The sequence below is a fragment of the Kitasatospora sp. NPDC089509 genome, from assembly GCF_044749365.1.
GTDB lineage: Bacteria > Actinomycetota > Actinomycetes > Streptomycetales > Streptomycetaceae > Kitasatospora.
Map to the genome: position 1 here is coordinate 201,765 of NZ_JBIVHS010000005.1, position 24,936 is coordinate 226,700.

The 24,936-nt window shown below is 72.9% G+C and carries 23 protein-coding genes; 8 read left to right on the forward strand and 15 right to left on the reverse strand.

Annotated features, from left to right (window positions below):
• Positions 1-3: 3 nt before the first annotated feature.
• The 5 genes from fabF to ACIP4P_RS13140 all read right to left on the reverse strand — a co-directional run bounded on the left by fabF (position 4) and on the right by ACIP4P_RS13140 (position 5,075).
• Positions 4-1,266, reverse strand: a complete 1,263-nt coding sequence (gene fabF / locus ACIP4P_RS13120) for a beta-ketoacyl-ACP synthase II (RefSeq protein WP_350511044.1) — start codon at positions 1,264-1,266, stop codon at positions 4-6.
• A gap of 183 nt (positions 1,267-1,449) precedes the next feature.
• Complete coding sequence (locus ACIP4P_RS13125) at positions 1,450-1,698, reverse strand: acyl carrier protein (RefSeq protein ID WP_350511045.1); 249 nt, start codon at positions 1,696-1,698, stop codon at positions 1,450-1,452.
• 80 nt (positions 1,699-1,778) lie between these two features.
• Entirely contained in the window at positions 1,779-2,822 is a 1,044-nt protein-coding gene (locus ACIP4P_RS13130) for a beta-ketoacyl-ACP synthase III (protein ID WP_400917399.1), read from the reverse strand.
• Positions 2,819-3,787: an ACP S-malonyltransferase gene (locus ACIP4P_RS13135; RefSeq protein ID WP_350511047.1), complete on the reverse strand. Its 969-nt coding sequence runs from the start codon at positions 3,785-3,787 to the stop codon at positions 2,819-2,821. Before ACIP4P_RS13135 ends, ACIP4P_RS13130 begins: the two co-directional genes overlap by 4 nt.
• A gap of 91 nt (positions 3,788-3,878) precedes the next feature.
• Complete coding sequence (locus ACIP4P_RS13140; protein WP_350511207.1) at positions 3,879-5,075, reverse strand: helix-turn-helix domain-containing protein; 1,197 nt, start codon at positions 5,073-5,075, stop codon at positions 3,879-3,881.
• A 207-nt stretch (positions 5,076-5,282) separates the two neighbouring features.
• Here ACIP4P_RS13140 and ACIP4P_RS13145 point away from each other — a divergent pair, with 207 nt between their 5' ends.
• Positions 5,283-6,059: a pirin family protein gene (locus ACIP4P_RS13145; protein ID WP_400917402.1), complete on the forward strand. Its 777-nt coding sequence runs from the start codon at positions 5,283-5,285 to the stop codon at positions 6,057-6,059.
• Between the two features lie 12 nt (positions 6,060-6,071).
• Here ACIP4P_RS13145 and ACIP4P_RS13150 read toward each other — a convergent pair whose 3' ends face one another.
• Positions 6,072-6,905 carry a serine hydrolase domain-containing protein gene (locus ACIP4P_RS13150; protein ID WP_350511049.1) on the reverse strand — a complete coding sequence of 278 codons (834 nt, stop codon included), beginning with the start codon at positions 6,903-6,905 and terminating at the stop codon, positions 6,072-6,074.
• 120 nt (positions 6,906-7,025) lie between these two features.
• Here ACIP4P_RS13150 and ACIP4P_RS13155 point away from each other — a divergent pair, with 120 nt between their 5' ends.
• Positions 7,026-7,529 (forward strand): MerR family transcriptional regulator, encoded by a 504-nt coding sequence (locus ACIP4P_RS13155; RefSeq protein WP_400917404.1) that lies wholly within the window; start codon positions 7,026-7,028, stop codon positions 7,527-7,529.
• The gene (locus ACIP4P_RS13160) at positions 7,526-8,539 is read left to right on the forward strand and encodes an aldo/keto reductase (protein ID WP_400917406.1); all 1,014 of its coding nucleotides are present in this window, start codon (positions 7,526-7,528) and stop codon (positions 8,537-8,539) included. The genes ACIP4P_RS13155 and ACIP4P_RS13160 overlap by 4 nt, the downstream gene beginning before the upstream one ends.
• A 57-nt stretch (positions 8,540-8,596) precedes the next feature.
• On the opposite strand, the gene ACIP4P_RS13165 is transcribed toward ACIP4P_RS13160, so the two are convergent.
• On the reverse strand, positions 8,597-9,175 hold the full coding sequence (locus ACIP4P_RS13165; protein WP_400917408.1) for a TIGR03086 family metal-binding protein: 579 nt from the start codon (positions 9,173-9,175) through the stop codon (positions 8,597-8,599).
• Positions 9,176-9,276: 101 nt separating this feature from the next.
• On the opposite strand from ACIP4P_RS13165, the gene ACIP4P_RS13170 reads away from it, so the two are divergent.
• The gene (locus ACIP4P_RS13170; protein WP_400917410.1) at positions 9,277-10,281 is read left to right on the forward strand and encodes a helix-turn-helix transcriptional regulator; all 1,005 of its coding nucleotides are present in this window, start codon (positions 9,277-9,279) and stop codon (positions 10,279-10,281) included.
• 12 nt (positions 10,282-10,293) lie between these two features.
• On the opposite strand, the gene ACIP4P_RS13175 is transcribed toward ACIP4P_RS13170, so the two are convergent.
• The 7 genes from ACIP4P_RS13175 to ACIP4P_RS13205 all read right to left on the reverse strand — a co-directional run bounded on the left by ACIP4P_RS13175 (position 10,294) and on the right by ACIP4P_RS13205 (position 17,500).
• Positions 10,294-11,508 (reverse strand): alpha/beta hydrolase, encoded by a 1,215-nt coding sequence (locus ACIP4P_RS13175; protein ID WP_400917412.1) that lies wholly within the window; start codon positions 11,506-11,508, stop codon positions 10,294-10,296.
• A gap of 185 nt (positions 11,509-11,693) precedes the next feature.
• Positions 11,694-12,041: an MmcQ/YjbR family DNA-binding protein gene (locus ACIP4P_RS13180; RefSeq protein ID WP_400917414.1), complete on the reverse strand. Its 348-nt coding sequence runs from the start codon at positions 12,039-12,041 to the stop codon at positions 11,694-11,696.
• Positions 12,042-12,142: 101 nt separating this feature from the next.
• Positions 12,143-13,372, reverse strand: a complete 1,230-nt coding sequence (locus tag ACIP4P_RS13185) for an acyltransferase (protein ID WP_400917416.1) — start codon at positions 13,370-13,372, stop codon at positions 12,143-12,145.
• Between the two features lie 65 nt (positions 13,373-13,437).
• Complete coding sequence (locus ACIP4P_RS13190; protein ID WP_400917417.1) at positions 13,438-14,559, reverse strand: alpha/beta hydrolase; 1,122 nt, start codon at positions 14,557-14,559, stop codon at positions 13,438-13,440.
• A gap of 176 nt (positions 14,560-14,735) precedes the next feature.
• Entirely contained in the window at positions 14,736-15,410 is a 675-nt protein-coding gene (locus tag ACIP4P_RS13195) for a response regulator (RefSeq protein WP_400917419.1), read from the reverse strand.
• Positions 15,407-16,717: a sensor histidine kinase gene (locus ACIP4P_RS13200; RefSeq protein ID WP_400917420.1), complete on the reverse strand. Its 1,311-nt coding sequence runs from the start codon at positions 16,715-16,717 to the stop codon at positions 15,407-15,409. The genes ACIP4P_RS13195 and ACIP4P_RS13200 overlap by 4 nt, the downstream gene beginning before the upstream one ends.
• 108 nt (positions 16,718-16,825) lie before the next feature.
• Complete coding sequence (locus ACIP4P_RS13205) at positions 16,826-17,500, reverse strand: TetR/AcrR family transcriptional regulator (protein WP_400917421.1); 675 nt, start codon at positions 17,498-17,500, stop codon at positions 16,826-16,828.
• Between the two features lie 215 nt (positions 17,501-17,715).
• On the opposite strand from ACIP4P_RS13205, the gene ACIP4P_RS13210 reads away from it, so the two are divergent.
• On the forward strand, positions 17,716-19,314 hold the full coding sequence (locus ACIP4P_RS13210) for an MFS transporter (RefSeq protein WP_400917423.1): 1,599 nt from the start codon (positions 17,716-17,718) through the stop codon (positions 19,312-19,314).
• 221 nt (positions 19,315-19,535) lie between these two features.
• Here the strand turns inward: ACIP4P_RS13210 and aceE are convergent, their stop codons facing one another.
• Positions 19,536-22,286, reverse strand: coding sequence for a pyruvate dehydrogenase (acetyl-transferring), homodimeric type (gene aceE / locus ACIP4P_RS13215; RefSeq protein ID WP_350511063.1), 2,751 nt, complete (start codon positions 22,284-22,286; stop codon positions 19,536-19,538).
• Between the two features lie 516 nt (positions 22,287-22,802).
• Between aceE and ACIP4P_RS13220 the strand changes: the two genes are divergently transcribed.
• The 3 genes from ACIP4P_RS13220 to ACIP4P_RS13230 all read left to right on the forward strand — a co-directional run bounded on the left by ACIP4P_RS13220 (position 22,803) and on the right by ACIP4P_RS13230 (position 24,765).
• The gene (locus ACIP4P_RS13220; protein WP_350511064.1) at positions 22,803-23,243 is read left to right on the forward strand and encodes a DUF3052 domain-containing protein; all 441 of its coding nucleotides are present in this window, start codon (positions 22,803-22,805) and stop codon (positions 23,241-23,243) included.
• Between the two features lie 291 nt (positions 23,244-23,534).
• A complete protein-coding gene (locus ACIP4P_RS13225) occupies positions 23,535-23,993 on the forward strand; it encodes a peroxiredoxin (protein ID WP_350511065.1) in 459 nt (152 codons plus the stop codon).
• A gap of 196 nt (positions 23,994-24,189) precedes the next feature.
• The gene (locus ACIP4P_RS13230; protein WP_350511066.1) at positions 24,190-24,765 is read left to right on the forward strand and encodes a TerD family protein; all 576 of its coding nucleotides are present in this window, start codon (positions 24,190-24,192) and stop codon (positions 24,763-24,765) included.
• The last annotated feature ends 171 nt before the right edge of the window (positions 24,766-24,936 follow it).

The window sequence follows — 24,936 nt, forward strand, 5'->3', positions numbered from 1 at the left end:
GCGTCAGCGGGTGCGGAAGGCCAGCACCACGTTGTGGCCGCCGAAGCCGAACGAGTTGTTCAGCGCGGCGATCCGGCCCTCGGGCAGCGGGGTGGCCTCGGTGACGATCTTCGCGTCCACGTCGTCGTCCAGCTCGTCGACGTTGATGGTCGGCGGGGCGACCCGGTGGTACAGCGCCAGCACGGTGGCGACGGTCTCGATGCCGCCGGCGCCGCCCAGCAGGTGACCGGTCATCGACTTGGTGGCCGAGACCAGGATGTGGTCGAGGTCCCCGCCCAGCTCCTTGCGCAGCGCCTTCAGCTCGGCGGTGTCGCCCTGCGGGGTCGAGGTGGCGTGCGCGTTGACGTGCACGATCTCGGACTTGTCCAGCTCGTTGCGGTCGAACAGGTCGGCCAGCGCGCGGGCCACACCGGCGCCGGTCGGCTCGGGCTGGGCGATGTGGTGGGCGTCCGAGGACAGGCCCTGGCCCACCGCCTCGCAGTAGATCCGGGCGTTGCGGGCCTCGGCGTGCTCCAGCGACTCCAGCACGACCACGCCGGCGCCCTCGCCCAGCACGAAGCCGTCGCGGCCCTTGTCGTACGGGCGCGAGGCGCGCTCGGGCTGGTCGTTGTTCTTGGACATCGCCATCATGTTGGCGAACGCGGCGATCGGCAGCGGGTGGATCGCCGCCTCGGTGCCGCCGGCCACCACGACGTCGGCGCGGCCGCTGCGGATCATCTCGATCGCGTAGCCGATCGCCTCGGCGCCGGAGGCGCAGGCGGAGACGGGGGTGTGCACACCGGCGCGGGCGCCGACCTCCAGGCCGACGTTGGCCGCCGGGGAGTTGGGCATCAGCATCGGGACGGTGTGCGGGGAGACCTTGCGGGCGCCCTTGTCCTTCAGCACGTCGTACTGGTCGAGCAGGGTGGTCACGCCGCCGATGCCGGAGGCGATCACGGCGCCCAGGCGCTCGGGGGCGAGCTTGGAGGACTCGTCGGTGGCCGGGGTCTCGAAGCCGGCGTCGGCCCAGGCCTCGCGGGCGGCGATCAGCGCGAACTGGGCCGAGCGGTCCAGCTTGCGGGCCAGCGGACGGGGCAGGATCTCGCCCGGCTCGATCGCGGTGCGCGCGGCGATCTTGACCGGCAGGTCCTCGGCCCACTCCTCGGTCAGGGCCGCCACTCCGGAGCGCCCGGCGATCAGGTTCTCCCAGGTGGTGGCGGCGTCGCCGCCCAGCGGCGTGAAGGCGCCGATACCCGTGACGACCACGGTTCGGTTCTCAGCGGTCACTGGTTTCTCTTCTTTCACGTTGGTGCGGGGTCGGCGGCGGGCCGAAGAAGGGCCCGGCCGGGCGCCCGGGTGGGGCGTCCCGGCCGGCGGGTCGGCCTGGCTCGCAGGAGCCGGACCGACGGGTCAGCCGTCCGAGGCGTGCGTCACGCCGGACGGACTGGGCGACTCGAACGAGTCGAACGCTCAGGCGGCGGCGTTGGTGAGGATGTAGTTCACCGCGTCGCCGACGGTCTTCAGGTTCTTGACCTCGTCGTCCGGGATCTTGACGTCGAAGCGCTCCTCGGCGGCCACGACGACCTCGACCATGGACAGCGAGTCGACGTCCAGGTCGTCGGTGAAGGACTTGTCCTCCTGGACGTCCTCCGCCGGGATGCCGGCGATCTCGTTGACGATCTCGGCGAGACCTTCCAGGACCTCGTCCTTGGTAGCCATACTGGCTGCTCCTCTTCGGTGTTGAACGTGTCCGGCCGTCGGCCGGACACGGGCTTGTGGATGGATGGGGCGAAACGCGCCTAGGGGAGCGTAACGACTGCCGCGGCGTAGACGAGACCCGCCCCGAACCCGATGATCAGCGCCAGGTCGCCGCTGTGGGCCTCGCCGGATTCCAGCATGCGCTCCATCGCCAGCGGGATGGAGGCGGCGGAGGTGTTTCCGGTCTCGGCGATGTCCCGGGCGACCGGCACCGACGCGGGCAGCTTGAGCGCCTTGATCATGGCGTCGGTGATCCGCATGTTGGCCTGGTGCGGGATGAAGGCACCGAGCTGGTCGGCGGTGACCCCGGCGGCGTCCAGCGCCTGCTGGGCCACCTTGGCCATCTCCCAGACCGCCCAGCGGAACACCGGCTGGCCGTCCATCCGCAGGGCCGGCCACTTGCGGCCGTGCTCCGGGTCCTCGGACTGGCCGTTGATCGCGTCGGGCTTGGCGAAGGCGGTGTCCCAGGCCTCGGTCTGGTTGATGACGTCGGCCTGCGAGCCGTCCGAACCCCAGATCAGCTTGCCGATGCCCGGCGTGTCGGACGGGCCGACGATCGCGGCGCCCGCACCGTCGCCGAAGATGAACGCGGTCGAGCGGTCCGACTTGTCGGTCAGGTCGCTGAGCCGCTCGACGCCGATCACCAGCACGTACTCGGCGTTGCCGCCGCGGATCATGCCGTCGGCCAGGCCCAGGCCGTAGCCGAAGCCGGCGCAGGCGGCCGAGATGTCGAAGGCCGGAGCGGTGCCGCAGCCGAGCCGCTCGGCGATCTCGGTGGCGATCGCGGGGGTCTGCTTGAGGTGCGAGACGGTCGCGACGATCACGCCGCCGATCTGCTCGGGGGCGATGCCGGCCTGCGCGATGGCCTTGCCGGCGGCCTGCACCGACATCTCGGCGACGCTCTCGTCCGGACCGGCCCAGCGGCGCTCGGCGATCCCGCTGCGGGTGCGGATCCACTCGTCCGAGGAGTCGATCCACTCCAGGACCTCGGAGTTGGGGATGACCCGGACCGGGCGGTAGCCGCCGACCCCGTGGATGCGGGAGTACTGCGCGCCGGTGGCGGGGCGGATCTGCGGCTTGGTCATGCGTGGTCCTCCTGGTCCTGCGGGTCCTGCCGGTCCTGGCCGCCGTGCTCCGCGATGAGCTCGCGGGCCTTGTCCAGATCGGCCGGGGTCTTCAGGGCGAGCGTGGCCACACCCTTGAGGTTGCGCTTGAGCAGCCCGGTGAGCGTGCCCGCGGGGGACAGCTCGATGACGGCGGTCGCGCCCAGTCGGCCGAGGGTCTCCATGCAGAGGTCCCAGCGGACCGGGTTGGAGACCTGCGACACCAGGCGGGCCAGCACCTCGGCGCCGGAGTCGACGACCCCGCCGTCCCGGTTGGACACGTAGCGGACCTGCGGGTCGGCCACGGTCAGGCTCGGGGCCAGCGCGGCCAGCCGCTCGACGCCGGGGGCCATGTGCTCGGTGTGGAAGGCGCCGGCCACCTTGAGGGCGATCAGCTTGGAGCCGGCCGGCGGGTCCGCCTTCAGCGCCTCCAGCTGGGCCAGCGTGCCGGCCGCGACGATCTGGCCGCCGCCGTTGTTGTTGGCCGCGGTCAGGCCGTGCTCGGCCAGCTTCGCCGCGACGAGCTCCGGGTCGCCGCCGAGCACGGCGGTCATGCCGGTCTCGGTGACGGTCGCGGCCTCGGCCATGGCCCGGCCGCGCTCCCGGACGAACGTCAGTGCGTCATGGGCGCTGAGCACCCCGGCGCCGGCCGCGGCGGTGATCTCGCCGACGCTGTGACCGGCGACGGCGCCGACCAGCTTGCGGGCGACGTCCTCGTCCGGGAACAGCACGCGGGCGGTCACCAGGCCGGCCGCGACCAGCAGCGGCTGGGCGACGGCGGTGTCCTTGATCTCCTCGGCGGACGCCTCGGTGCCGGCGTGCACCAGGTCGAGCCCGGCGACCTCCGACCAGCCGCGCAGGCGGTCGGCGACACCGTCGAGCTCCAGCCAGGGGCTGAGGAAACCGGGGGACTGGGCACCCTGTCCAGGGGCGACGATTACGAGCACGGTTCAACCCTCTCTCGCCAGGCGCCCAGGGGCGGGTAGGCGACGGTAACGAAGAAAACCATCCGGGATTGTATGGTCCCTACACCCCGGCTCAGCCGGGCTCCCCGGCGGCGGTGAGTCGGCCGAGGGCCAGTGCGATCCGCAGCGTGAACGCCGAACGTACGTCGGAAGGGGCGTACCCCGTGACGTCGGTCACACGTCGTAGCCGGTAGCGCACCGTGTTGGGGTGCACGAAGAGCATCCGGGCCGCACCCTCCAGCGAGGAGGCCTGCTCCAGGTAGACGCTCAGGGTCTCCAGCAGGGCGGAGCCGGCCTCGTCCAGCGGTGTGTAGATCTCCTCCACCAGCTGGCGGCGGGCCGCCTGGTCCCCGGCCAGCGCCCGTTCGGGCAGCAGATCGTCGGCGAGCACCGGGCGCGGGGCATCCGGCCAGGCGGCGCAGGCCCGCAGGCCGGCCGCGGCGGCGTGCGCCGAGCGGGTCGCCGAGAGCAGGTCCGGCACGGTCGGGCCGATCACCACCGGGCCCGGCGCGAACTGGCCGATCAGCGCCCGGGCGGCGTGCACCGGCTCCTTGTCGCCGCCGACCACGACCACCAGGCGCTTGCCCAGCACCCCGGTCAGCACGTTCAGCTTGGCGTACCGGGCGGCCCGGCGGATCGCCTCGACCACCAGCTCGCTGTCGCCGTCCGGCGCGCTGCCCATCACCACCCGGACCTGGCTGGGCTGGCCCCAGCCGAGCGCGGCGGCCCGGGAGAGCACCCCCTCGTCGGCGTCGCCGGACAGCAGGGAGTTCACCACCAGTGCCTCCAGCCGGGCGTCCCAGGCGCCGCGTGCCTCGGCCGCCTGGGCGTACACCTGGGCGGTGGCGAAGGCGATCTCCCGGGCGTAGACCAGCACGGACTCGCGCATGTCCGCCTCGTCGCCGGGGGCGGCCACCTCCTCGATGGCCTCCTCCATCACCTCGATCGTGGTGCGGATCAGCTCGACGGTCTGGCGCAGCGTGATCGCCCTGGTCAGCTCGCGCGGGGCGGTGCCGAAGACGTCGGTGGAGATCGCCTGGGCGGCGTCGGGGTGGCGGTACCACTCGGTGAAGGCGGCGATGCCGGCCTGGGCGACCAGGCCGATCCAGGAGCGGTGCTCCGGCGGCATCCGCCGGTACCAGCCGAGCTGGTCGTCCATCCGCGAGATCGCGGCGGTGGCCAGCTTCCCGGAGGACTTCTCCAAGCGCTTGAGCGTCGCGGCCCGGCGCTCGGCCCGCTCGGCGGCGTTGCGGCGCTCCTGGGCCGTCAGCCGGGGGGCCGCGCGGCCGGGGCGGTCACGGACGGCCCGGGGGGCCGGGGTCTTCCCGGTGGGTTCGGCGGCGGGACTGGGATCGCTCTGGGAGTTCGCGGAAGCGGCTGGCACAAGGACAAGACTGCCTCACGCGGGTCACTGCTCGTGCACAACCCCCGGCGCAGCGGCCGGGTGGTGCCGGTCACAGCGACTACGGTGGGGCGGGTGACCGACGCCCCTGAACGCCCCCGCGCCGACCAGCGCCGCACCGCCGAGCGCTACCGCTCCACCCCCGCCGAGGGCATCGAGACCCGACACGCGTTCTCCTTCTCCGGCCACTACGACCCGAGGAACACCCACTTCGGCGCGCTGCTCGCGTGCAACGAGGAACTGCTCGCCCCCGGTGCCGGGTTCGAGGAGCACAAGCACCGGGACACCGAGATCCTCACCTGGGTGCTGGAGGGCGCGCTGGCCCACCGGGACTCGCACGGTCACAGCGGGGTGGTGCGCCCGGGCATGGTCCAGCACCTCAGCGCGGGCTCCGGGGTCACCCACACCGAGCGCAACGTCGGCGGGGCCGCCGGGCCGGTGCGCTTCGTCCAGATGTGGCTGCAGCCGGACGAGTTCGACGCCGCTCCGGCGTACGGGCTGCGCAGGGTGGAACCGGCCGACGGCGGGTTGACGCTGCTGGCCTCCGGGCTGGACCGGGACGCCGGGGCGGACGCCCTGCGGCTGCGCCGGCGCGACGCCGCGCTCTGGCTGGCGGTGGCCGGTCCGTGGCAGCCGCTGCCCGAACTGCCGGCCGCGCCCTGGCGGTACGCGCACCTGACGGCCGGCTCGCTGGGCTACCGGACCGTGCCGGGGCCCAAGGGCGCCGGCCGGTCGATGGAGCCCGGCGACAGCGTGCGGATCACCGGCGAGGCCTTCGCGGACCCGACGGCCGGGGAGACCGGCGCGGAACTCCTGCTCTGGGAGATGCACTCGCCGGTCTCGTACGGCTAGGCCCTCAGGCGCTCAGCCGTTCAGCTCGGCGAGCACGGCGTCGGAGAGCGGCGGCCAGGCCTCGACGGCCCAGGGGCCGAAGTCCCGGTCGGTGAGCGCGATGCAGGCCGCGCCGGCCTGCGGGTCGACCCAGAGGAAGGTGCCGGACTGGCCGAAGTGGCCGAAGGTGCCGGGGGAGTTGGCGGTGCCGGTCCAGTGCGGGCTCTTGGCGTCGCGGATCTCGAAGCCGAGGCCCCAGTCGTTCGGGCGGCGGTGGCCGTAGCCGGGCAGCACGCCGCTGGTGCCGGGGAAGGCGACCTCGCGGGTGGCCCGGTGGACGGTGGACGGGTCCAGCAGCTTGGGCGACTGGAGCTCGGCGGCGAACCGGGTGAGGTCGGCCACCGTGGACAGGCCGCCGGCGCCGGCCGGGGACTTGCTCGCGGTGTTGATCAGGGTGTCGTGCATGCCCAGCGGCTGGAACACCGCCTCGGCGACGTACTGGTGGAAGGCGATCCCGGCGGCCTCGGCCAGGGTGCGGGCGAGCACGTCGAAGCCCGCGTTGGAGTAGAGCCGGCGGTTGCCGGGCTCGGCGAACAGCCGGTCCTCGTCGAAGCCCAGGCCGGAGGTGTGGGCGAGCAGGTGGCGCACGGTCGACCCGGGCGGGCCGGCCGGGTCGTCCAGCTCGAACACGCCCTCCTCCAGGGCGACCAGCGCCGCGTAGGAGGTGAGCAGCTTGGTCACCGAGGCGAGCGGGAAGAGGTGCTGCTGCGGTCCGTGCGCGCCCAGGACCGCGCCGTCCGAACCCCGGACCACCGCCGCGGCGGCGTGGGGCACGGGCCAGTTCTCGATCATCCGCAAGCTCTCCATGCGCCCGACTCTAGTCGGGGCGGTCAGCCGGGTGGTGGGAGCACCCGGCGGGGTGGCTTGCTTTGAGTGCACTCCAACTCGGTAGCGTCGTCGTCGTCACAGGAGCAGGGGGAATCGATCATGGCCGCACCCGCGTACGTCCGGAGCGATCTGCGCAGCTGCGCGGAGGTGTTCAACCGCCCGGTCGGCGAGCCGGACCGGACCCCGCGGCACACCATCAGCGAGGTCGCGGCGGCCAGCGGACTGACCGCCCACACGCTGCGCTGGTACGAGCGGATCGGTCTGCTCGACCCGGTGGACCGCGCGGTCGGCGGCCAGCGCCGCTACTGCGACGGCGACCTGCACCGGCTGGCCTTCCTGGGCCGGCTGCGGCTGACCGGGATGTCGGTGGCCGACATGCTCAAGTACGTCGACATGGCCCGCCGCGGCGAGCAGACCTACGACGAGCGCCGCCGGCTGCTGGAGGCGCAGCGCGAGGAGGTCCGGCAGCGGATCGTCGACCTCCAGGCCACCCTGGCCGTCCTCGACTACAAGATCGATCTCTACGCCGGGAAGGTCGTCGACCGCACCGGCGCCCCCGTCCAATGCCAGATCCACCGAGCAGAGGAAGAGCAGAGCGTATGACTCACCCCGTCCTCCCCACCGCCCGACTCGGCACCGACGGCCCGCTGGTGGGCGTCCAGGGCCTCGGCTGCATGGGCATGAGCGAGTTCTACGGCCCGACCGACTCCGACGAGGCGCTCGCCACGCTGGACGCCGCGCTGGAGGCCGGCGTGACGCTGTTCGACACCGCGGACATGTACGGTGCCGGCCGCAACGAGGAGTTCATCGGCCCCTTCGTCCGGGCCAACCGGGACAAGGTGGTGCTCGCCACCAAGTTCGCCATCGAGCGGGACGAGAACGACCCGTCCAAGCGTGCCATCCGCAACGACCCGGCGTACATCCGCTCGGCCGTGGAGGGCTCGCTGCGCCGCCTCGGCGTGGACGTGATCGACCTGTACTACATGCACCGCCGCAACCCGGAGGTGCCGCTGGCCGAGTCGGTCGGCGCCATGGCCGAGCTGGTGCAGGCAGGCAAGGTCCGGCAGTTGGGCCTGTCCGAGGTGACCGGGGCCGAGCTGCGCGAGGCGCACGCCGTCCACCCGATCGCCGCGCTGCAGTCCGAGTGGTCGGTGTTCGCCCGGGACGTGGAGCGTTCGGCGGTGTCGGCCGCGGCCGAGCTGGGCGTCACCTTCGTGCCGTACTCGCCGCTCGGGCGCGGCTTCCTGACCGGCGCGTTCCAGGACGCCGCCACGCTCGCCGCGGACGACTTCCGCCGCACCCACCCGCGCTACACCGGGGAGAACGCCGTCGCCAACGGCGAACTGCTCGCCCCGCTGCGGGAGATCGCCGAGGCCCACGGGGCGACCCTGGCCCAGGTGGCGCTGGCCTGGGTGCACCAGCGGGCGCAGGTGCACGGGCTGAGCGTGGTGCCGATCCCCGGCACCCGCAAGCGCAGCCGGCTGCTGGAGAACACCGGCGCGGCGACGCTGCTGCTGAGCGAGGAGGAGCTGGCGCTGCTGGAGCCGATCGCGGGCAAGGTCTCCGGGGACCGCTACGCGGACATGCGCAACACCTCGGTCGGCCGGGAGTAGTGCCACGACGGGGCAGGGGAGTCGTGGACTCCCTTGCCCCGTAGGGCGGTTGCCGGGTCAGGCCGGGCGGCCCATCCAGGCGGCCAGCCGGAGGTGCACGTCGGCGTCCGCGGCGACCGGCAGGACCGGGCCGAACGGGGCGCCCTCGCCCCGGATCCCGGGCGGCAGGATCACCTCGGCGACGGCCAGCGCGGTGTGCGCCAGCCCGTGGTCCAGGACGAAGCCGTTGCCGAGGGCGGTGGCGATGTCCCAGCAGTGGGTCGCCGTCTCCATCACGTAGCCGCCGACCACCAGCGCGCCGGGCGCCTCGCCCCAGGGGGCGAAGGTCGGGCGGCCCAGCTTGGCGTCGTCCGCCCAGGCGGCGGTGGCGCGGGCGGCGGCCCGGGCGAGGGCGGCCGGCCAGCCGTCGTCCCCGGGGTCCTCGACGGCGGCCACGACGTCCTGGGCGTGGCCGCCCTCGCCCAGGTAGGCGAACCGGTGGATGCCGCCGACCACGTGGTTCAGCAGCTGCCGCAGGGTGAACTCCGCGCAGGGGGTGGGCCGTTCGAGGTCGGCGGGGGTGACGGTGGCGAACAGCTTCTCCAGCTGGCCGAGAGCGGTCAGGTACTGCGGGCGGGCGTCCTGGACGGTGTTCATCTGCGGTCAAGTCCTTGGGTTGAGGCGGTGTTTCGGGCTCGGAACGCAATCTCCCAGTAAAACCTGACAAGTGCCGTCAGGATTGTTGGGATCCTGATGCCATGAAGGCCGACCGTCTGCTCTCGATCCTCCTGCTGCTGCAGACCCGCGGCCGGGTGCCCGCCACCGAACTGGCCGAACGGCTGGAGGTGTCCGTCCGCACCATCTACCGGGACGTGGAGTCGCTCTCCGCCGCCGGGGTGCCGGTGTTCACCGAGCGCGGCCGGCACGGCGGCATCAACCTGCTGCCCGGCTACCGCACCGACGTCACCGGACTGACCGCGGACGAGGCCCGGGCGCTGTTCGTGCTCTCCGCCCAGGGCGCGCACAGCGACCTCGGGCTGGACGGCGCGCTCGGTTCGGCGCTGCGCAAGGTGATGGCCGCGCTGCCCGCCCCGCACCGCCCGGCCGCCGAGCGGGTCAGCGAGCGGATCCTGGTCGACCCGGCCCGCTGGCTGCAGAACCCCCAGGCCGGCACCGGCACCGGCTCCGGCACCGGCAGCGGGGGCGGGCCGGACCTGGGCGAGCTGCAGTACGCGGTGTTCGCCGACCGGCGGCTGCGGCTGCGCTACCGGCACGGCGGCACGCCCGGACCGGTGGACTACACCGTCGACCCGTACGGGCTGGTGAGCAAGGCCTCGGTCTGGTACCTGGTGGCCGATCTGCGCGGTGAGCCGCGGTTGTTCCGGGTCGACCGGGTGCTGGCCGCCGAGACCACCGAGGAGGTGGTGCGCCGCCGGGCCGGGGTGGCGCTCGGCGAGGTGTGGGCGGCGCTGCGCGAGCAGGTGGAGCGGCTGCCGGTCGAGCTGCAGGCCCGGGTGCGGGTCCGGCGCGGTCGGCTGGACATGTTCCTGCGCTTCCACGGCGGCCGGGTCACCGCGCTGCCGCCGGAGGCGGGCACCGGGCCGGCCGAGGAGTGGGTCGAGCTGGCGATGACCTTCCCGGCGGCGGGGGCCGTCCGCGCGCTGCTGGCCTTCGGCGCGGAGGTCGAGGTGCTGGCCCCGCCGGCCGTCCGGCGCGAACTGGCCCGGGCGGCGGCGGAGGCCCTGCGGCTCTACCAGGACTAGCGGGCTGCGGATTTACGAGGCGGGCTGCGCCTTGACGACGTCGCGGTAGTCCCCGAGCGAGATCGCCGCGAAGTTGTGCAGGCTGTCGGTGCCGGCGGTGAAGTAGCCGTTGTGGCCGGAGGCCCGGGCGGAGGAGATCTGCTCGGCGCCGAAGCCGTTGCCGGTCGGGTCCGCGCCGTGGCCGAGCTTGCCGACCTCCAGGAACGGGACGTTGCCGATCCAGTCGTTGGGGTTGCGGGTGGCCCACACGTGCACCCCGGAGCCCAGCTCGGCGGCGGACTGCACGCCCATGCCGGGGCTGCCGAACACCATCATGTCGGTGATGCCGGAGGTGTCGGACGGCGAGGCGGCCGCGCGCGGGATCTTCGGGGCGGCGGTGCCGCAGACCACCGAGCCGTACGAGTGGCAGAGCAGTGCCGGGGGCGCGTCCGGGCGGGTGGTCTCCTTGAGGCCGGCCAGCAGCCGCTCCAGCCGGGGTGCGGCGACGTCGGCGAGCCGGGAGGTGGCCGCGTCCGGGCCGAGGCCGGACGGGGTGACGTACCCGGTCCAGGCGATCACGGCGGTCCGGGTGCCGGGGGCCTGCTGCTGCTCCTCGGCGTACAGGGCGCGGGCCATGCCGGCCGGGGAGCGCAGCGGTTCGGCGGACTGGTCGAAGTGGCCGAGGTCGGCGTCCGAGCCGGGGACCAGCACCGAGACGTGCTCGGCGTCGGCGAGGTCGCCCCAGACCTCGGTGACCAGGCCGCGGCCGCGCGGGTCGAAGGCCAGGACCTGCCGGGCCGGGTCGAGCAGGCGCTCGACGTCGTTGGCGCGGGAGACGGCCAGCGCGCGGGTGTCGGCGTCCAGCGTCCGGTCGGCGGCGCGGGCCCGGGCGGCGTCGCGCTCGTTCGCCAGGGCGATCCGGTTGGCGCGGTAGCGCAGGTCCAGCGGGGCGCCGTCGTAGTTGCCGACGACCAGCGGGTAGTCCTTGACCAGCCGGTCCAGCTCGGTCGGGGCGAGCGACGCGAAGAACGCGGCGGCGTCGGCCGGGCTGGTGGTGGCCGGGTCGGGCAGGATGCGGCCGAAGGAGTGGTCCTGGATCCAGGCGGCGCTGCCGGCCGGGGGCGTGGAGATCGCCAGCTGCTCGGAGGAGACCGCGGCGGCGGCGGCCGAGGCACCGGCGTCGGCGAGTACGGCACAACCCGCGAACGCGCCGATCAGTACACGCTTCCAGCGTCGACGGTTGCGCACCGCACCAACTCCCTTGGGGCCCGTCACCGTTTCTCGGGCGGTGCCCGGAGGGTGCGAATGGACTGCTGACTTCCCTGGGAAAGGGTAGAGGTCACAGGAGGGTGACGGACCCGCCCAAACTGTGGGATGGATCACATGAACCGGGAGTGTCTTTTCAGCGTCCTTGAGTGGCCGTTCCGGAGGTGCTAAGCGGAGTGCCGGGCGTCGTATCCGCCGACCACCCGTTTGGGCGCCGTCCGCCGCCAGGCCTCGGTGACCACGTCCCGCAGTTCCTCCGGGTCGACCCGGTCCAGCCGCACGCTCACCCAGCCGTGCCGTCCGACGTACCGGGCGAAGGAGAACACCTCGGGTTCGGCGGCGATCAGTTCGGCCTGGTCCTCGCGGGAGGCCTTGACGGTGACGCTGTCGCCCTCGGGGGAGCCCATCGCGAAGACCTTGCCGCGGACCCGCAGCGTCTCGATGCCCCAGGTCGGCTCCTGGGCGGTCTCCGGCAGCGCCAGGGCCATCGTGCGGAACTCGTCGAACGTCACCATGACGGCAGGGTAGGGCAGGGCACCGACAGTGCCCCCGGGCGCGCCGAGGGGCGCGGACCGGTCGGTCCGCGCCCCTCGGGTGCCGCGATCGCGGGCGTGGGTCACACCATGCCCAGCGCGTACGCCGCGAACAGCGCCGCCGCGGCGCCGGCCGCCGCCTTGCCGACCCGGGAGAAGGACGTCCAGGGGCCGTCGAAGCGCCGGGTGAACCAGCCGATCGCCACCAGGGCGGCCGCGAACAGCGGCAGCAGGGCCAGCCGGGCGGCCACCCAGCCGAGCGAGTCCGGCGCGGTGGTCAGCCCGGGGACGGCACCGAGGCCGGCCGCGCCGGGCACCGCCACCGCGAGCATCGCGCTCTGGTGCCAGCAGAAGATCGTCATCGCCGACAGGTTGACCACCACCACCGGCAGCCACAGCAGCGGACGGCGGCTCAGCAGCCGGCCCAGCCGCTCCCGCAGCAGCACCGCGGCGCCGCACTGCACCGCGGCCAGGGCGAGCACCAGCAGGGACGGCGGGTGCGAGTTGGTCCGCTCGACGCCCGGCACGCCGACCATGCTGGCCGGGTAGTGGAACACCGTCAGCAGCACGACGAACAGCGCGCCGCCGCCCAGCAGCAGCACCCGGGCGGCCGACCGGCCGAGCCGGCCCTGCGCCCACAGCACGCCCAGCTGGTAGCCGAACATCCAGCCCGGCAGCAGGTTCAGCAGTCCGACCCAGGAGGGCACCGCGTCGGCCCACGGCCCGTACCGCAGCAGGTCGACCGCCGCGACCGAGGCCGTCAGCAGGGCCGCCGACCACGCGCCGAGCCGGCGGCCGAAGGCCACGCAGAGCGGGGTGAGCGCGGTCAGCGCCAGGTACACCCCGATGTACCAGAGCGGCTGCACCACCAGCGTCGCGCCGGTGTGCACGGTGTCCGCGGGCACACCGAGCGCGGGCAGCAGCGGGATCAGCAGCGCCCACACCGCCGTCACCCCGAGCACCGGGCGGAGCAGCCGGACCGTCCGGACGCGTAGCCAACTCCCGTACGTCAGGCCCTTCTCGCGGGCCCGTTCCAGCGAGCTGACCGAGGAGTGGCCGCCGACCAGGAAGAACACCCCGAGCATCTGGAGCACCCAGCTGGCCGGGGCGAGGGAGCCGAGCGAGGAGAGCGGGCTGGCGTTGTGCAGGGCGCCGTCGGGGGAGCGGGTGAGGCCGCCGAGTAGCCAGTGGCCGATCGGGACGGAGAGCAGGGCGAGGGCGCGCAGCCCGTCCAGGGCGCGGTCACGGGTGGCGGGGGTCTTCGCGTCGACCTTCTCGGCGGCGCGGCGCAGGGCGGTGGCGGGGTGGGCCATGGCGGTGCTCCTTCCAGTACGGGCTGACGGGCCTGCGGGCCCGCTGACTGACGGGTCGACGGGCTTCAACGGCCGAGGGCGATGGCGGCGTAGGCGGCGAGCGAGGCGGTGCCGGGGACGAAGTAGCCGGTGTGGCCGTGGGATCCGGTGGCGGGCAGCGGGCGGGCGCCGAAGTCGGGGTCGGTCGGGTCGGCGCCGTGGCCGAGGCCGAACAGCCGGACGTTGGGCACGTCGCCGATCCAGTCCGAGTCGTTGCGGGCGGTGGCGTAGAGCGGGACGCCGTGGTCGAGGTCGGCGGCCGAGTCGACGCCCATGCCGGGCGAGCCGAGCACCACGAGGCCGGAGGCCCGGGCCGGGGTCGGGCGGGCCAGGCCGCAGACCACCGAGCCGTAGCTGTGGCAGAACACCGTGGGCGGGGCCTGCGGGGCGGTGCTGACGGCGAGTCCGTCGAGCAGCCGGTCGAGGCGGGTGGCGCCGGCCCGGGCGAGGTCCTCGGTGGCGGCGTCGACGCCGACGCCGACCGGGGTGGTGTAGCCGGCCCAGGCGATCACGGCGGTCCGCCCGTCGGTGGCCCGGTACAGGGAGCGGGCCATGCCGGCGGGGGTGCCGTACGGGTCGGTGGCGCGGTCGAAGCTGAGCAGGTCGATGTCGGAGCCGGGGACGATCACGGCGGTGCGGGCGGCGGTGCCGAGGTCGCCGTACACCTCGGCGACCTGGCCGCGGCCGCGCGGGTCGAAGGCGAGGATCTGCCGGTCGCCGTCCAGCAGGGTGCGGTAGCGCTCGGCGCGGGTGCGGGCGGCCTGGCGGTCCTGCGGGGTGAGGGCCGGGTCGGTGGCCCGGGCGAGCTCCCGGGTGCGTTCGGCGGTCAGGGCCAGGGTGTTGGCGTGGTACCGGAGTCGGACCGGGGCGCCGTCCAGGTTGCCGACCACCAGGGGGTGACGGGTGGCCAGGGCGTCCTGCTGGGCGTCGGTCAGCCCGGCGAAGAACGCGGCGACCTGGGCGGGCGTGGCGGTGGCCGGGTCGGGCAGCCGCAGGCCGAGCGCGGTGTCGGCGGTCCAGGCGGGGCTGCCCGGCGGCGGGCCGGTGACGGCGGTCTGGGTGTCGGCGGTCCAGCCGCCCGCGCCGAGCACGGCGGCCAGTGCCACTGCGGTGGCCGCGATCGCCTGCCTGGTACGGAACTTGCGCATGTCCGCCTTCTTCCTCGTCCGTTCGGTTGCCGATCCGGCTGCCGGTTCGGGGGCCGACTTCGGTTGCCGACGTCGGCTTTCGACGAGGAGGAAGGTAGGAATGCGACGGCCCCGCGGACGTCACACCGCGGGGCCAACTCCCGGGTGCTACCCGGGTATGAGGGGGTTTTCCCCCGTCAGTCCCCGGGGGTTACCAGGCCTGACTCGTAGGCCAGCACCACCGCCTGGGCGCGGTCGCGCAGGTCGAGCTTGGCGAGGATGCGGCCGATGTGGGTCTTGACGGTCTGTTCGGCGAGCACCAGTTGCGCGGCGATCTCCTGGTTGGACAGGCCGCGGGCGATCAGCTCCAGCACCTCGGTCTCGCGCGGGGTCAGGCCGTTGAGCCGCAGCTTGGGGTCGCGGCGCCTGGCGGGCCGGGTGCGGGCGAAGTCGGCGATCAGCCGCCGGGTGACCGAGGGGGCGAGCAGTGCCTCGCCGGCCGCGACCACCCGGACCGCGGCGATCAGGTCGGCGGGCGGGGCGTCCTTGAGCAGGAAGCCGCTGGCCCCGGCGCGCAGCGCCTCGTAGACGTAGTCGTCCACGTCGAAGGTGGTGAGCATCAGCACCTTGGGGCGGTGGGCTCCCGGGACGGCCGGGTCGAGCAGCCGCCGGGCGGCCTCCAGGCCGTCCATCACGGGCATCCGGACGTCCATCAGCACCACGTCCGGGTGGGTGCGGCCGGTGACCTCCAGGGCCTGGGCGCCGTCCGCCGCGTCCCCCACCACGTCGATGTCGCTCTGGGCGTTGAGCAGCGCGGCGAAGCCGGCCCGCACCATGGCCTGGTCGTCGACGATGATCACGCGGATGGTCATGCGGTTGTCTCCTGGAGTGGGTCGAGCGGCAGGACGGCGGCCACCTTGAAGCCGCCGTCCGGCAGCGGGCCGGTGTCCAGACTGCCACCGACCAGCCGGACGCGTTCACGCATTCCGACCAGGCCGTGCCCGGTGCCCTCGGCCGAGGCCTCCAGCGACTCGCTCTGCTGCGGCGGGGGCGCGTTGACCACGGTGAGCCGCAGCGCGGGGGCGTCCTCGTCGGCTGACAGCGACACCCAGGTCCGGGCGCCGGGGGCGTGCCGGACCACGTTGGCCAGCGCCTCCTGGACGATCCGGTACGCGGAGAGGGCGACGGCCTGCGGCACCCGCTCGGCCAGCCCCTCGTCGACGCTCAGCTCGGCGGGCACCCCGGCCCGCCCCACCGTCTCGACCAGCTGGGCGAGTTGGGCCACGCCGGGTTGCGGGGCCTTCTCCCCGCCGTTCTCCTCGCTGCGCAGCACCCCGAGCAGTCGGCGCATCTCGGCCAGCGACTCGCGCGCGGTGCCGGCGATCGCGGTGAACTCCTCGGCGGCGGCGTCCGGGACGCCCTCGATCCGGTACGGCGCGCTGGCGGCCTGCACCGCGATCACCGACATGTGGTGGGCCACCACGTCGTGCAACTCCCGGGCGATCCGGGTGCGTTCCTCCAGCAGGGTGCGCCGTTCGCGCTCGACCTCGCTGATCTGCTCCTGCTCGGTGAGCAGCCGCCGGGCGACCGCGCGGTCCCGGACGGCCCAGCCGAGCAGCAGGACGGCGCCGCTGAGCGCGATCAGCAGCACGGTGGTGCCGTCGCCGGACCGGGGCAGGCCGAGGGTGGTGGTGAGGACGGTCAGCAGGATGGTGGCGACCCAGACCGAGAGCAGGGTGGCCCGGCTCTCCCGGAGGGCGAGGGCGAGCATCAGGAAGGAGTACCCGACGACCATCGGGGCCGTCCACGGCCAGCTGCCCATCTCCTGGTGGTGGCGGGCGGTGATGGCGGCGGTGATGACGAGGGTGGCCGCGATGATCCACCAGGCGGCCAGCGGCCGGGTGACGGCGAGGAACAGCGGGGCGGTCTGGGCGAGGGTGAGGGCGGCGGCCACCGGCAGCACCAGGCCGTAGAAGTGGCTCAGGCAGACGATCCCGGTGGGGATCAGCACGGCCTGGAGGATGACCGCGACGACGTACGGGATGCGGCGCACCCAGCGTCGGCGGGCGTTGCCGAGCAGCGGGGTCCCGTCCTCGCTGGGGCTGGTCAGGTGCTTGTACAGGGTGCGCAGTTGACGGGCGGCGAACCTGCGGGCGTCGGCGGGGGTGAGCGTCTTCATCGCGGGCCAGCCTAGGGGGCGGGCCCGCGTCGGGCGTCGGACCGGAGCGCGAACTTCCAGGGGCTACCCCGGTACCGGGTCATACCCCGGTATCACCTGGGAGGGCGGTCACGGCCGCCAGTGGCCGGCCAGGGCGGGGCCGAGCTGGTCGAGGTAGCGCTCGATGATCGCGACCATGCCCTCGGGGCCGGCCGGTTCCTGTTCGGCGGTCCAGGACAGGTGGGCGGAGCGCAGCAGGCTGCCGAAGACGGCGGCGAGCACGACCGGGCGCAGGTCGCGGGTCGGGTCCAGTCCCTCGCGTTCGGCGAGCACCTGGACCACCAGCCGTTCCTGTTCGGTGACCCGGCGCAGGTGGGCGGCGAGCAGCGGGGGCGTCGCCTCGATGATCCGGAGCAGTTCGAGGGCGCTGCTGATCGAGCGGGGGCCGGTGGTCTCGGCGTGTCCGAGGTCGCGCCAGGCCTTGACGATCGCGGCGCGCAGGGCCTGCAGCGGGGTCTCCTCGGCGGGGCGCAGGCGCAGGCAGTGGATGAAGTAGTCCTCGGCGTCGGCCAGCACGGCGAGGGCGACTTCGTCCTTGTTGGCGAAGTAGCGGAAGAAGGTGCGTTGGGAGACGTCGACGGCGGAGGCGATCTCGTCGACGGTGGTGCGGGCGAAGCCCTGGCTGAGGAAGAGCATGTGGGCGGCTTGGACCAGGGCGTCGCGGGTCTGCTGCTTCTTGCGTTCCCGCAGGCCGGGGGCCCGGTCGGCGTCCGCGGGGGTGGGGTGGGGGGTGCGTGCGGCCATGGCGGGGCCTTCCGGGCGCTGGTGTGGCGGGTGGGAGCACAACTGTAGCGTTCTGACAAATGTCAGCTCAGGTCAGAAGTCATTGTTTGCCGAATGTCAGCTACTGACATAATCTGCCGAAGTGGCGCTCGTCGGCCGGGCACTCGTGGGGACGGGTGGGCTGTCGCAGCGCCACCATCACGTTCCGCTGTCTGACACGCCCCCGGAGGGCCCAGATGAGTCAGTCCGTCGTCAAGAACCCGGAGGCGGACGCACCGCCGCCGTCGAACCCCGGGGGAGGGCTCAAGGGGCACCCCTGGTTGACCCTGCTGACCGTCGCGGTCGGCGTGATGATGGTCGCCCTCGACGGCACGATCGTCGCGATCGCCAACCCGGTGATCCAGGAGAAGCTGAACGCCGCGCCCTCCGAGATCCAGTGGGTCACCAGCGGCTACCTGCTGGCCCTGGCGGTCTTCCTGATCACCGCCGGCAAGATCGGCGACCGCTTCGGCCACAAGTCCACCTTCCTGGTCGGCGCGGTCGGCTTCGCCGCCACCTCGGCCGCGATCGGCTTCGCGGGCAACATCCAGACCGTGATCGCCTTCCGCGTCCTCCAGGGCCTGTTCGGCGCGCTGCTCCAGCCGGCCGCGCTCGGCCTGCTGCGCGGGGCCTTCCCGGCCGAGCGGCTGAACATGGCGATCGGCATCTGGGGCGGGGTGATCGGCGCCTCCACCGCGGCCGGGCCGATCGTCGGCGGCCTGCTGGTCGAGCACGTCAGCTGGGAGTCGGTCTTCTTCATCAACATCCCGGTCGGCCTGATCGCGCTGGCGCTCGGCCTGTGGATCCTCAAGGACGTGCGGGCCGAGAACGCCGCCAAGTCCTTCGACCTGCCCGGCATCGCGCTGCTCTCGGTCGGGATGTTCGCGCTGGTCTTCGGCATCATCAAGGCCCCCGAGTGGGGCTGGGGCGACGGCCGGACGCTGCTGTTCCTGGGCGGCGCCGTGGTGCTGATGGTGCTCTTCGCACTCTGGCAGGGCCGGGCGAAGGAGCCGCTGGTCCCGCTCAGCCTGTTCCGCTCGGTGCCGCTGTCGGCGGGCGTGCTGCTGATGGTGCTGATGGCCTTCGCGTTCTTCGGCGCGATCTTCTTCGTGACCTTCTACCTGCAGAACGTGCACGGGATGAAGCCGGTCGACGCCGGGGTCCACCTGCTGCCGATGACCGGCATGATGATCGTCGGCTCGCCGCTGGCCGGCCTCGCGATCGGCCGGTTCGGCCCCCGGATCCCGATCGCGGCGGGCATGCTGATCACCACCGTCGCGATGTACGGCATGTCCACCCTGGACACCGGCTCCGGCACCGGCGTGATGTCGCTCTGGTTCGTCCTGATGGGCCTCGGCATCAGCCCGGTCATCGTCGGCGCCACCGAGGTGATCGTCGGCAACGCCCCGCTGGAGCTGTCCGGCGTGGCCGGCGGGCTCCAGCAGGCCGCGATGCAGGTCGGCGGCAGCCTGGGCACCGCCGTGCTGGGCGCCCTGATGGCCGCCAAGGTCGGCGACGTGCTGCCCGGCAACTGGGCCAAGGCGGGCCTGCCGCCGGTTCCCGCGGACCAGGCGGACGGCCTCAAGCAGGCCGCCCAGCTGGGCATCGCCCCGCCCGCCCCGCCCGGCACCCCGCAGCAGGCGGTGGACGCGATGGCCGGCGCGGTGCACCACTCCTTCGTCAGCGGGATGTCGCTGGCCTTCGCGGTGGCCGCCGTGGTGGCCTTCGTGGCCGCGCTGCTCGCCCTGCTGACCCGCCGCGGCGAGACCGACGCGGGCCCGGCGGTGCACATCTGACCGGCTGACCGGCTGAGCGCGGACGGCCCCGGACTCCCCACGGAGTCCGGGGCCGTCGTGCTGCCGGGACGGCGTCGTGCTGCCGGGACGGCGTCGTGCTGCCGGGACGGCGTCGTGCTGCCGGGACGGCGTCGTGCGGCCGGGGCCGCGTCGGGCCGCCGGGAACGCCGAAGGGCCGGACCCCCGTGCGGGGATCCGGCCCTTCAGGCGTCAGCGGGTGATCAGGCGTCGCCGCCGGCGGCACCCGGGTCGGCCGCCGCCACGTCCAGCAGCTGGTAGCGGTCGATCGCGTCCTTCAGCGCCGAGCGGTCGATCTTGCCCTGCTTGGCGAGCTCGGTGAGCACACCCAGGACGACCGACTGTGCGTCGATGTGGAAGAAGCGACGGGCCGCACCGCGGGTGTCGGCGAAGCCGAAGCCGTCGGCGCCCAGCGACTGGTACTGGCCCGGCACCCAGCGGGCGATCTGGTCCGGAACGGCGCGCATCCAGTCGGACACGGCGACGAACGGGCCCTCGGCACCCTGCAGCTTCCGGGTGACGTACGGCACCCGCTGCTGCTCCTCGGGGTGCAGCAGGTTGAACTCCTCGGTCTCCACCGCGTCGCGGCGCAGCTCGTTCCAGGAGGTCGCGGACCAGACGTCGGCCTTGACGTTCCACTCCTCGGCGAGGATGCGCTGGGCCTCCAGGGCCCACGGCACGGCCACGCCGGAGGCGAGGATCTGGGCCGGGATCTGGCCGGCGGTGGCCGGAGCGTACCGGTGCAGACCCTTGAGGATGCCCTCGACGTCCACGTTCTCGGGCTCGGCCGGCATCTTGATCGGCTCGTTGTAGACGGTGAGGTAGTAGAACACGTCCTCGCCGTGCGGGTGTTCGGCGCTGGAGCCGTACATCCGGCGCAGACCGTCCTGGACGATGTGCGCGATCTCGAAGCCGTACGCCGGGTCGTACGCGACGACGCCGGGGTTGGTCGAGGCCAGCAGGTGCGAGTGGCCGTCGGCGTGCTGCAGGCCCTCACCGGTCAGCGTGGTGCGGCCGGCGGTGGCGCCGATCACGAAGCCGCGGGCCAGCTGGTCGGCCATCTGCCAGAACTGGTCGCCGGTGCGCTGGAACCCGAACATCGAGTAGAAGACGTAGACCGGGATCAGCGGCTCGCCGTGGGTCGCGTAGGACGACCCGGCGGCGATCAGCGAGGCGGTGCAGCCGGCCTCGGAGATGCCGTCGTGCAGCATCTGGCCGGTCGGCGACTCCTTGTAGGCCAGCAGCAGGTCGCGGTCGACCGACTCGTAGGTCTGGCCCAGCGGGTTGTAGATCTTCGCCGACGGGAACAGCGAGTCCATGCCGAAGGTGCGGTACTCGTCCGGCGCGATCGGCACGAAGCGGTTGCCGATGCCCTTGTCCCGCATCAGGTCCTTGAGCACCCGGACGAACGCCATGGTGGTGGCGATGGTCTGGTTGCCGGAACCCTTCTTGACCGCCTTGTACGCGTCGTCACCGGGCAGCACCAGCGGGCGCGGGCGCACCTTGCGGGTGGGCACGTAGCCGCCGAGCTCCTGGCGGCGGTCGTGCATGTACTGGATCTCCTCCGAGTCACGACCCGGGTGGTAGTAGGGCGGGTAGCCCTCGTCCAGCTGCTTGTCGGTGATCGGCAGGTGCAGCCGGTCACGGAAGCGCTTCAGGTCCTCGACCGTCAGCTTCTTCATCTGGTGGGTGGCGTTGCGGCCCTCGAAGTTGGGGCCCAGCGTCCAGCCCTTGACCGTCTGGGCGAGGATGACCGTCGGCTGGCCCTTGTGCTCGCGGGCGGCCTTGAAGGCGGCGTAGACCTTCTTGTGGTCGTGGCCGCCGCGACCCAGGTGCTGGATCTGCTGGTCGGTCATGTTCTCGACCATGGCCCGCAGCCGCAGGTCGCTGCCGAAGAAGTGCTCGCGGATGTAGTCACCGGTCTCGGTGGCGTACGTCTGGAACTGGCCGTCCGGCGTGGTGTTCATCTTGTTCACCAGGACGCCGTCGCGGTCCTGCGCGAGCAGCGGGTCCCAGCTGCGGTCCCAGATGAGCTTGATCACGTTCCAGCCGGCGCCCCGGAACTGGGACTCCAGCTCCTGGATGATCTTGCCGTTGCCGCGGACCGGGCCGTCCAGGCGCTGCAGGTTGCAGTTGACCACGAAGGTCAGGTTGTCCAGGCCCTCGCGGGCGGCCAGCGACAGCTGACCGAGCGACTCGGGCTCGTCCATCTCGCCGTCGCCGAGGAAGGCGTAGACCTGCGAGTCGGAGGTGTCCTTGATGCCCCGGTGCTCCAGGTACCGGTTCATCCGGGCCTGGTAGATCGCGCCGAGCGGGCCGAGGCCCATCGAGACGGTCGGGAACTCCCAGAAGTCCGGCATCAGCCGCGGGTGCGGGTAGCTGGACAGGCCGTACGGGGCCTTCGACTTCTCCTGGCGGAACGCGTCGAGCTGCTGCTCGCTGAGTCGGTCCAGCAGGAAGGCGCGGGCGTAGATGCCGGGGGAGGCGTGGCCCTGGAAGAAGACCTGGTCACCCGACTCGCCCTCGGCGTCCTTGCCGCGGAAGAAGTAGTTGAAGCCGACGTCGTACAGCGACGCGGAGGAGGCGAAGGTGGCGATGTGGCCACCGACGCCGATGCCCGGGCGCTGCGCCCGGGAGACCATGACGGCCGCGTTCCAGCGGGTCGCGTTGAGGATCTTGCGCTCGATCTCCTCGTTGCCGGGGAAGAACGGCTCGTCCTTGGTCGCGATGGTGTTGACGTAGTCCGTGCTGCGCATCTCGGGCACGGCGACGCGCTTCTCGCGGGCGCGCTCGATCAGTCGCAGCATCAGGTAACGGGCACGCTCACGCCCCCGCTCGTCGATGGCCGCATCGAGCGACTCCAGCCATTCCGCGGTCTCCTCGGGATCGAAGTCCGGGACCTGACTCGGAAGGCCGCCAATGATGATCGGGTTGCGATCGGATCCGGAAGCCACGCTGTTCCTTCACTGTCGGTCGAAACTGAGGTGTGTCGCGCCGCCTCCATCGTGCTACCGCGCTCGGAGATCCGTCATCTCTACCGATCGGTAACCGTTCCGCCTGGTGGGCGGAGCGGTCTGGTGGTGCACGTCGCGGGCTTCTTCGTCCGCTCCGGCACCCCCGGGTGTTACGAAAAGAGGTGGTCCGACCTGGTGTCCCGTCCATCCGATGGCGGATGGCCGGGGTGAGGGCCAACAGGAGACTCTACGCCCGCGTACGCGCGGACCCCGAATGCCGTTCGCATCTCGGGCACACGTACGGCCTGTGGGCCGGGACCACCCGAAGCATCCTTGTCCCATGCAGAGAAGGGCAAATCGGTGTGATTCCCGACACGTCGACCGGCGTGTCCCGGTGCGACACGTCAACCTTTGGGGGGGATCGGGGGTCGGGTACTTGCGCGAACCGCCGCGCCCGTGTGGACTACGGCCACAGCCCCGGCATGGACGCCGGGCCGAATACTGGAGGTTATTCCCGTGAGCGCGACCGCGGACCCCGCGGACAAGTCCAACCCGGCGACCCGTCTCGGCTTCGAAGAGGGCCAGATCGTTCAGGAGCTCGGGTACGACGAAGACACTGACCAGGACCTCCGCGAGGGCATCGAGGAGATCACCGGGACGGATCTCGTCGACGAGGACTACGACGACGTCGCGGACGCCGTCCTGCTGTGGCACCGCGACGACGACGGGGACCTCACCGACGCCCTCGTCGACGCCCTGGAGTACCTGGCAGAGGGTGGTCTGATCTGGCTGCTGACGCCCAAGACCGGTCGGGACGGCCACATCGAGGCCTCCGACATCGCCGATGCGGCGAAGACCTCGGGCCTGTCGCAGACCAGCTCGATCAACATCGTCAAGGACTGGCAGGCCACCAAGCTCGCCACCAAGTCCACGGCGAAGCAGCCCAAGCAGCGCTGAACGGGCCCTGAGCCGCCCGCCGGGCCCCGCCGGAGTTCTCCTCCGGCGGGGCCCGGCGCTTTTGCGGGTGGGAGGCCGGGGGCTGTCGGCCGCCGCCCGCCGGTGTTCGCCGGCGTTCGTTGCTGTTCGCCGAGGGCGAAACGGTTGGGCCGCCCGACGGAGCGCGTCATCCGTTCGGCCGAACGCAGGTCAACGAATGCGAGGATGTGCCCAGCCGCGCCCGCCGCGCGGCCCGGTCGCGCCGTGCCAGCGCCGCGCGCACGCCGGAGGCGCGTCAGAAAGGTCCCGCTCATGGCCGTCGAGGTCGGCACCCAGGCTCCGGACTTCGAGCTCACCACCCAGCACGGGGAGACGGTCCGGCTGGCCGACTTCCGCGGCGCCAAGCACGTCGTCCTGGTCTTCTACCCGTTCGCCTTCACCGGGGTGTGCACCGGCGAGCTGGGGGCGATCCAGCGCGAGCTGGCCGGGCTGCAGAACGAGGAGGTCCAGGTGCTCGGCGTCTCCTGCGACTCCCAGTTCTCCCAGCGGGTCTTCGCCGACCGCGAGGGCCTGGAGTTCCCGCTGCTGGCCGACTTCTGGCCGCACGGCGAGGTCGCCCGGGCGTACGGCGTGCTGGACGAGCGGAAGGGCTGCCCGCTGCGCGGCACCTTCGTGATCGACAAGGCCGGCACGGTGCGCTGGAGCGTCGTCAACGGCCTCCCGGACGCCCGGGACGAGCAGGAGTACCTGAAGGTCCTCGCCGCCCTCTGAGGCCCGGCGCGGGCCCCTCGGGAGGCCCCGCCCGGCCCGGCCGACCCTCCCGTCCCGCCCGTTCGGCCGTACGTGCGGGAACCCGGCACTACGCTCGGGCCGTTGGCGGAGTGGGGCGTACGTCCGATTTCGGCGGGCGCGCCCCGAACCGCACCACCGGGGGCACCGACCGTGCCTCCCGATTCTTGGAGGACACGTGGGAGTCAGCCTCAGCAAGGGCGGCAACGTCTCGCTCACCAAGGAGGCCCCCGGGCTCCAGGCCGTCATCGTCGGCCTGGGCTGGGACGTCCGCACCACCACCGGGACGGACTTCGACCTGGACGCCAGCGCGCTGCTCTGCAACGAGCAGGGCAAGGTCGCCTCGGACGGGAACTTCGTGTTCTTCAACAACCTGAAGAGCCCGGACGGCTCGGTCGAGCACACCGGTGACAACCGCACCGGCGAGGGCGAGGGCGACGACGAGGCGATCAAGGTCAACCTGGCCGGCGTCCCCGCCGACGTGCAGAAGATCGTCTTCCCGGTGTCGATCTACGACGCCGAGGGCCTCGGCCAGAACTTCGGCCAGGTGCGCAACGCGTTCATCCGGGTGGTGAACCAGGCGAACAACGTGGAGCTGGCGCGCTACGACCTCTCTGAGGACGCCTCCACCGAGACCGCGATGGTCTTCGGCGAGCTGTACCGCAACGGCGGCGAGTGGAAGTTCCGCGCCATCGGCCAGGGTTACGCCTCCGGCCTGCGCGGCATCGCCCAGGACTTCGGCGTCAACGTCTGAGTCCTCCTGCGGCGCAAGGGAATTGCGCGTTCCTCCCGGGGCGGGGCCCGGCCCGGGGGGGGGGGGGGGGGCCCCCGGGGGGGGGGGGGCCCGGGGGGGGGGGGGGGGGGTTTTTACAGCGGGTATAACGGCGGCACCGGGCGGCCCGGGGGCGGGGGGGGGGAAAACGAG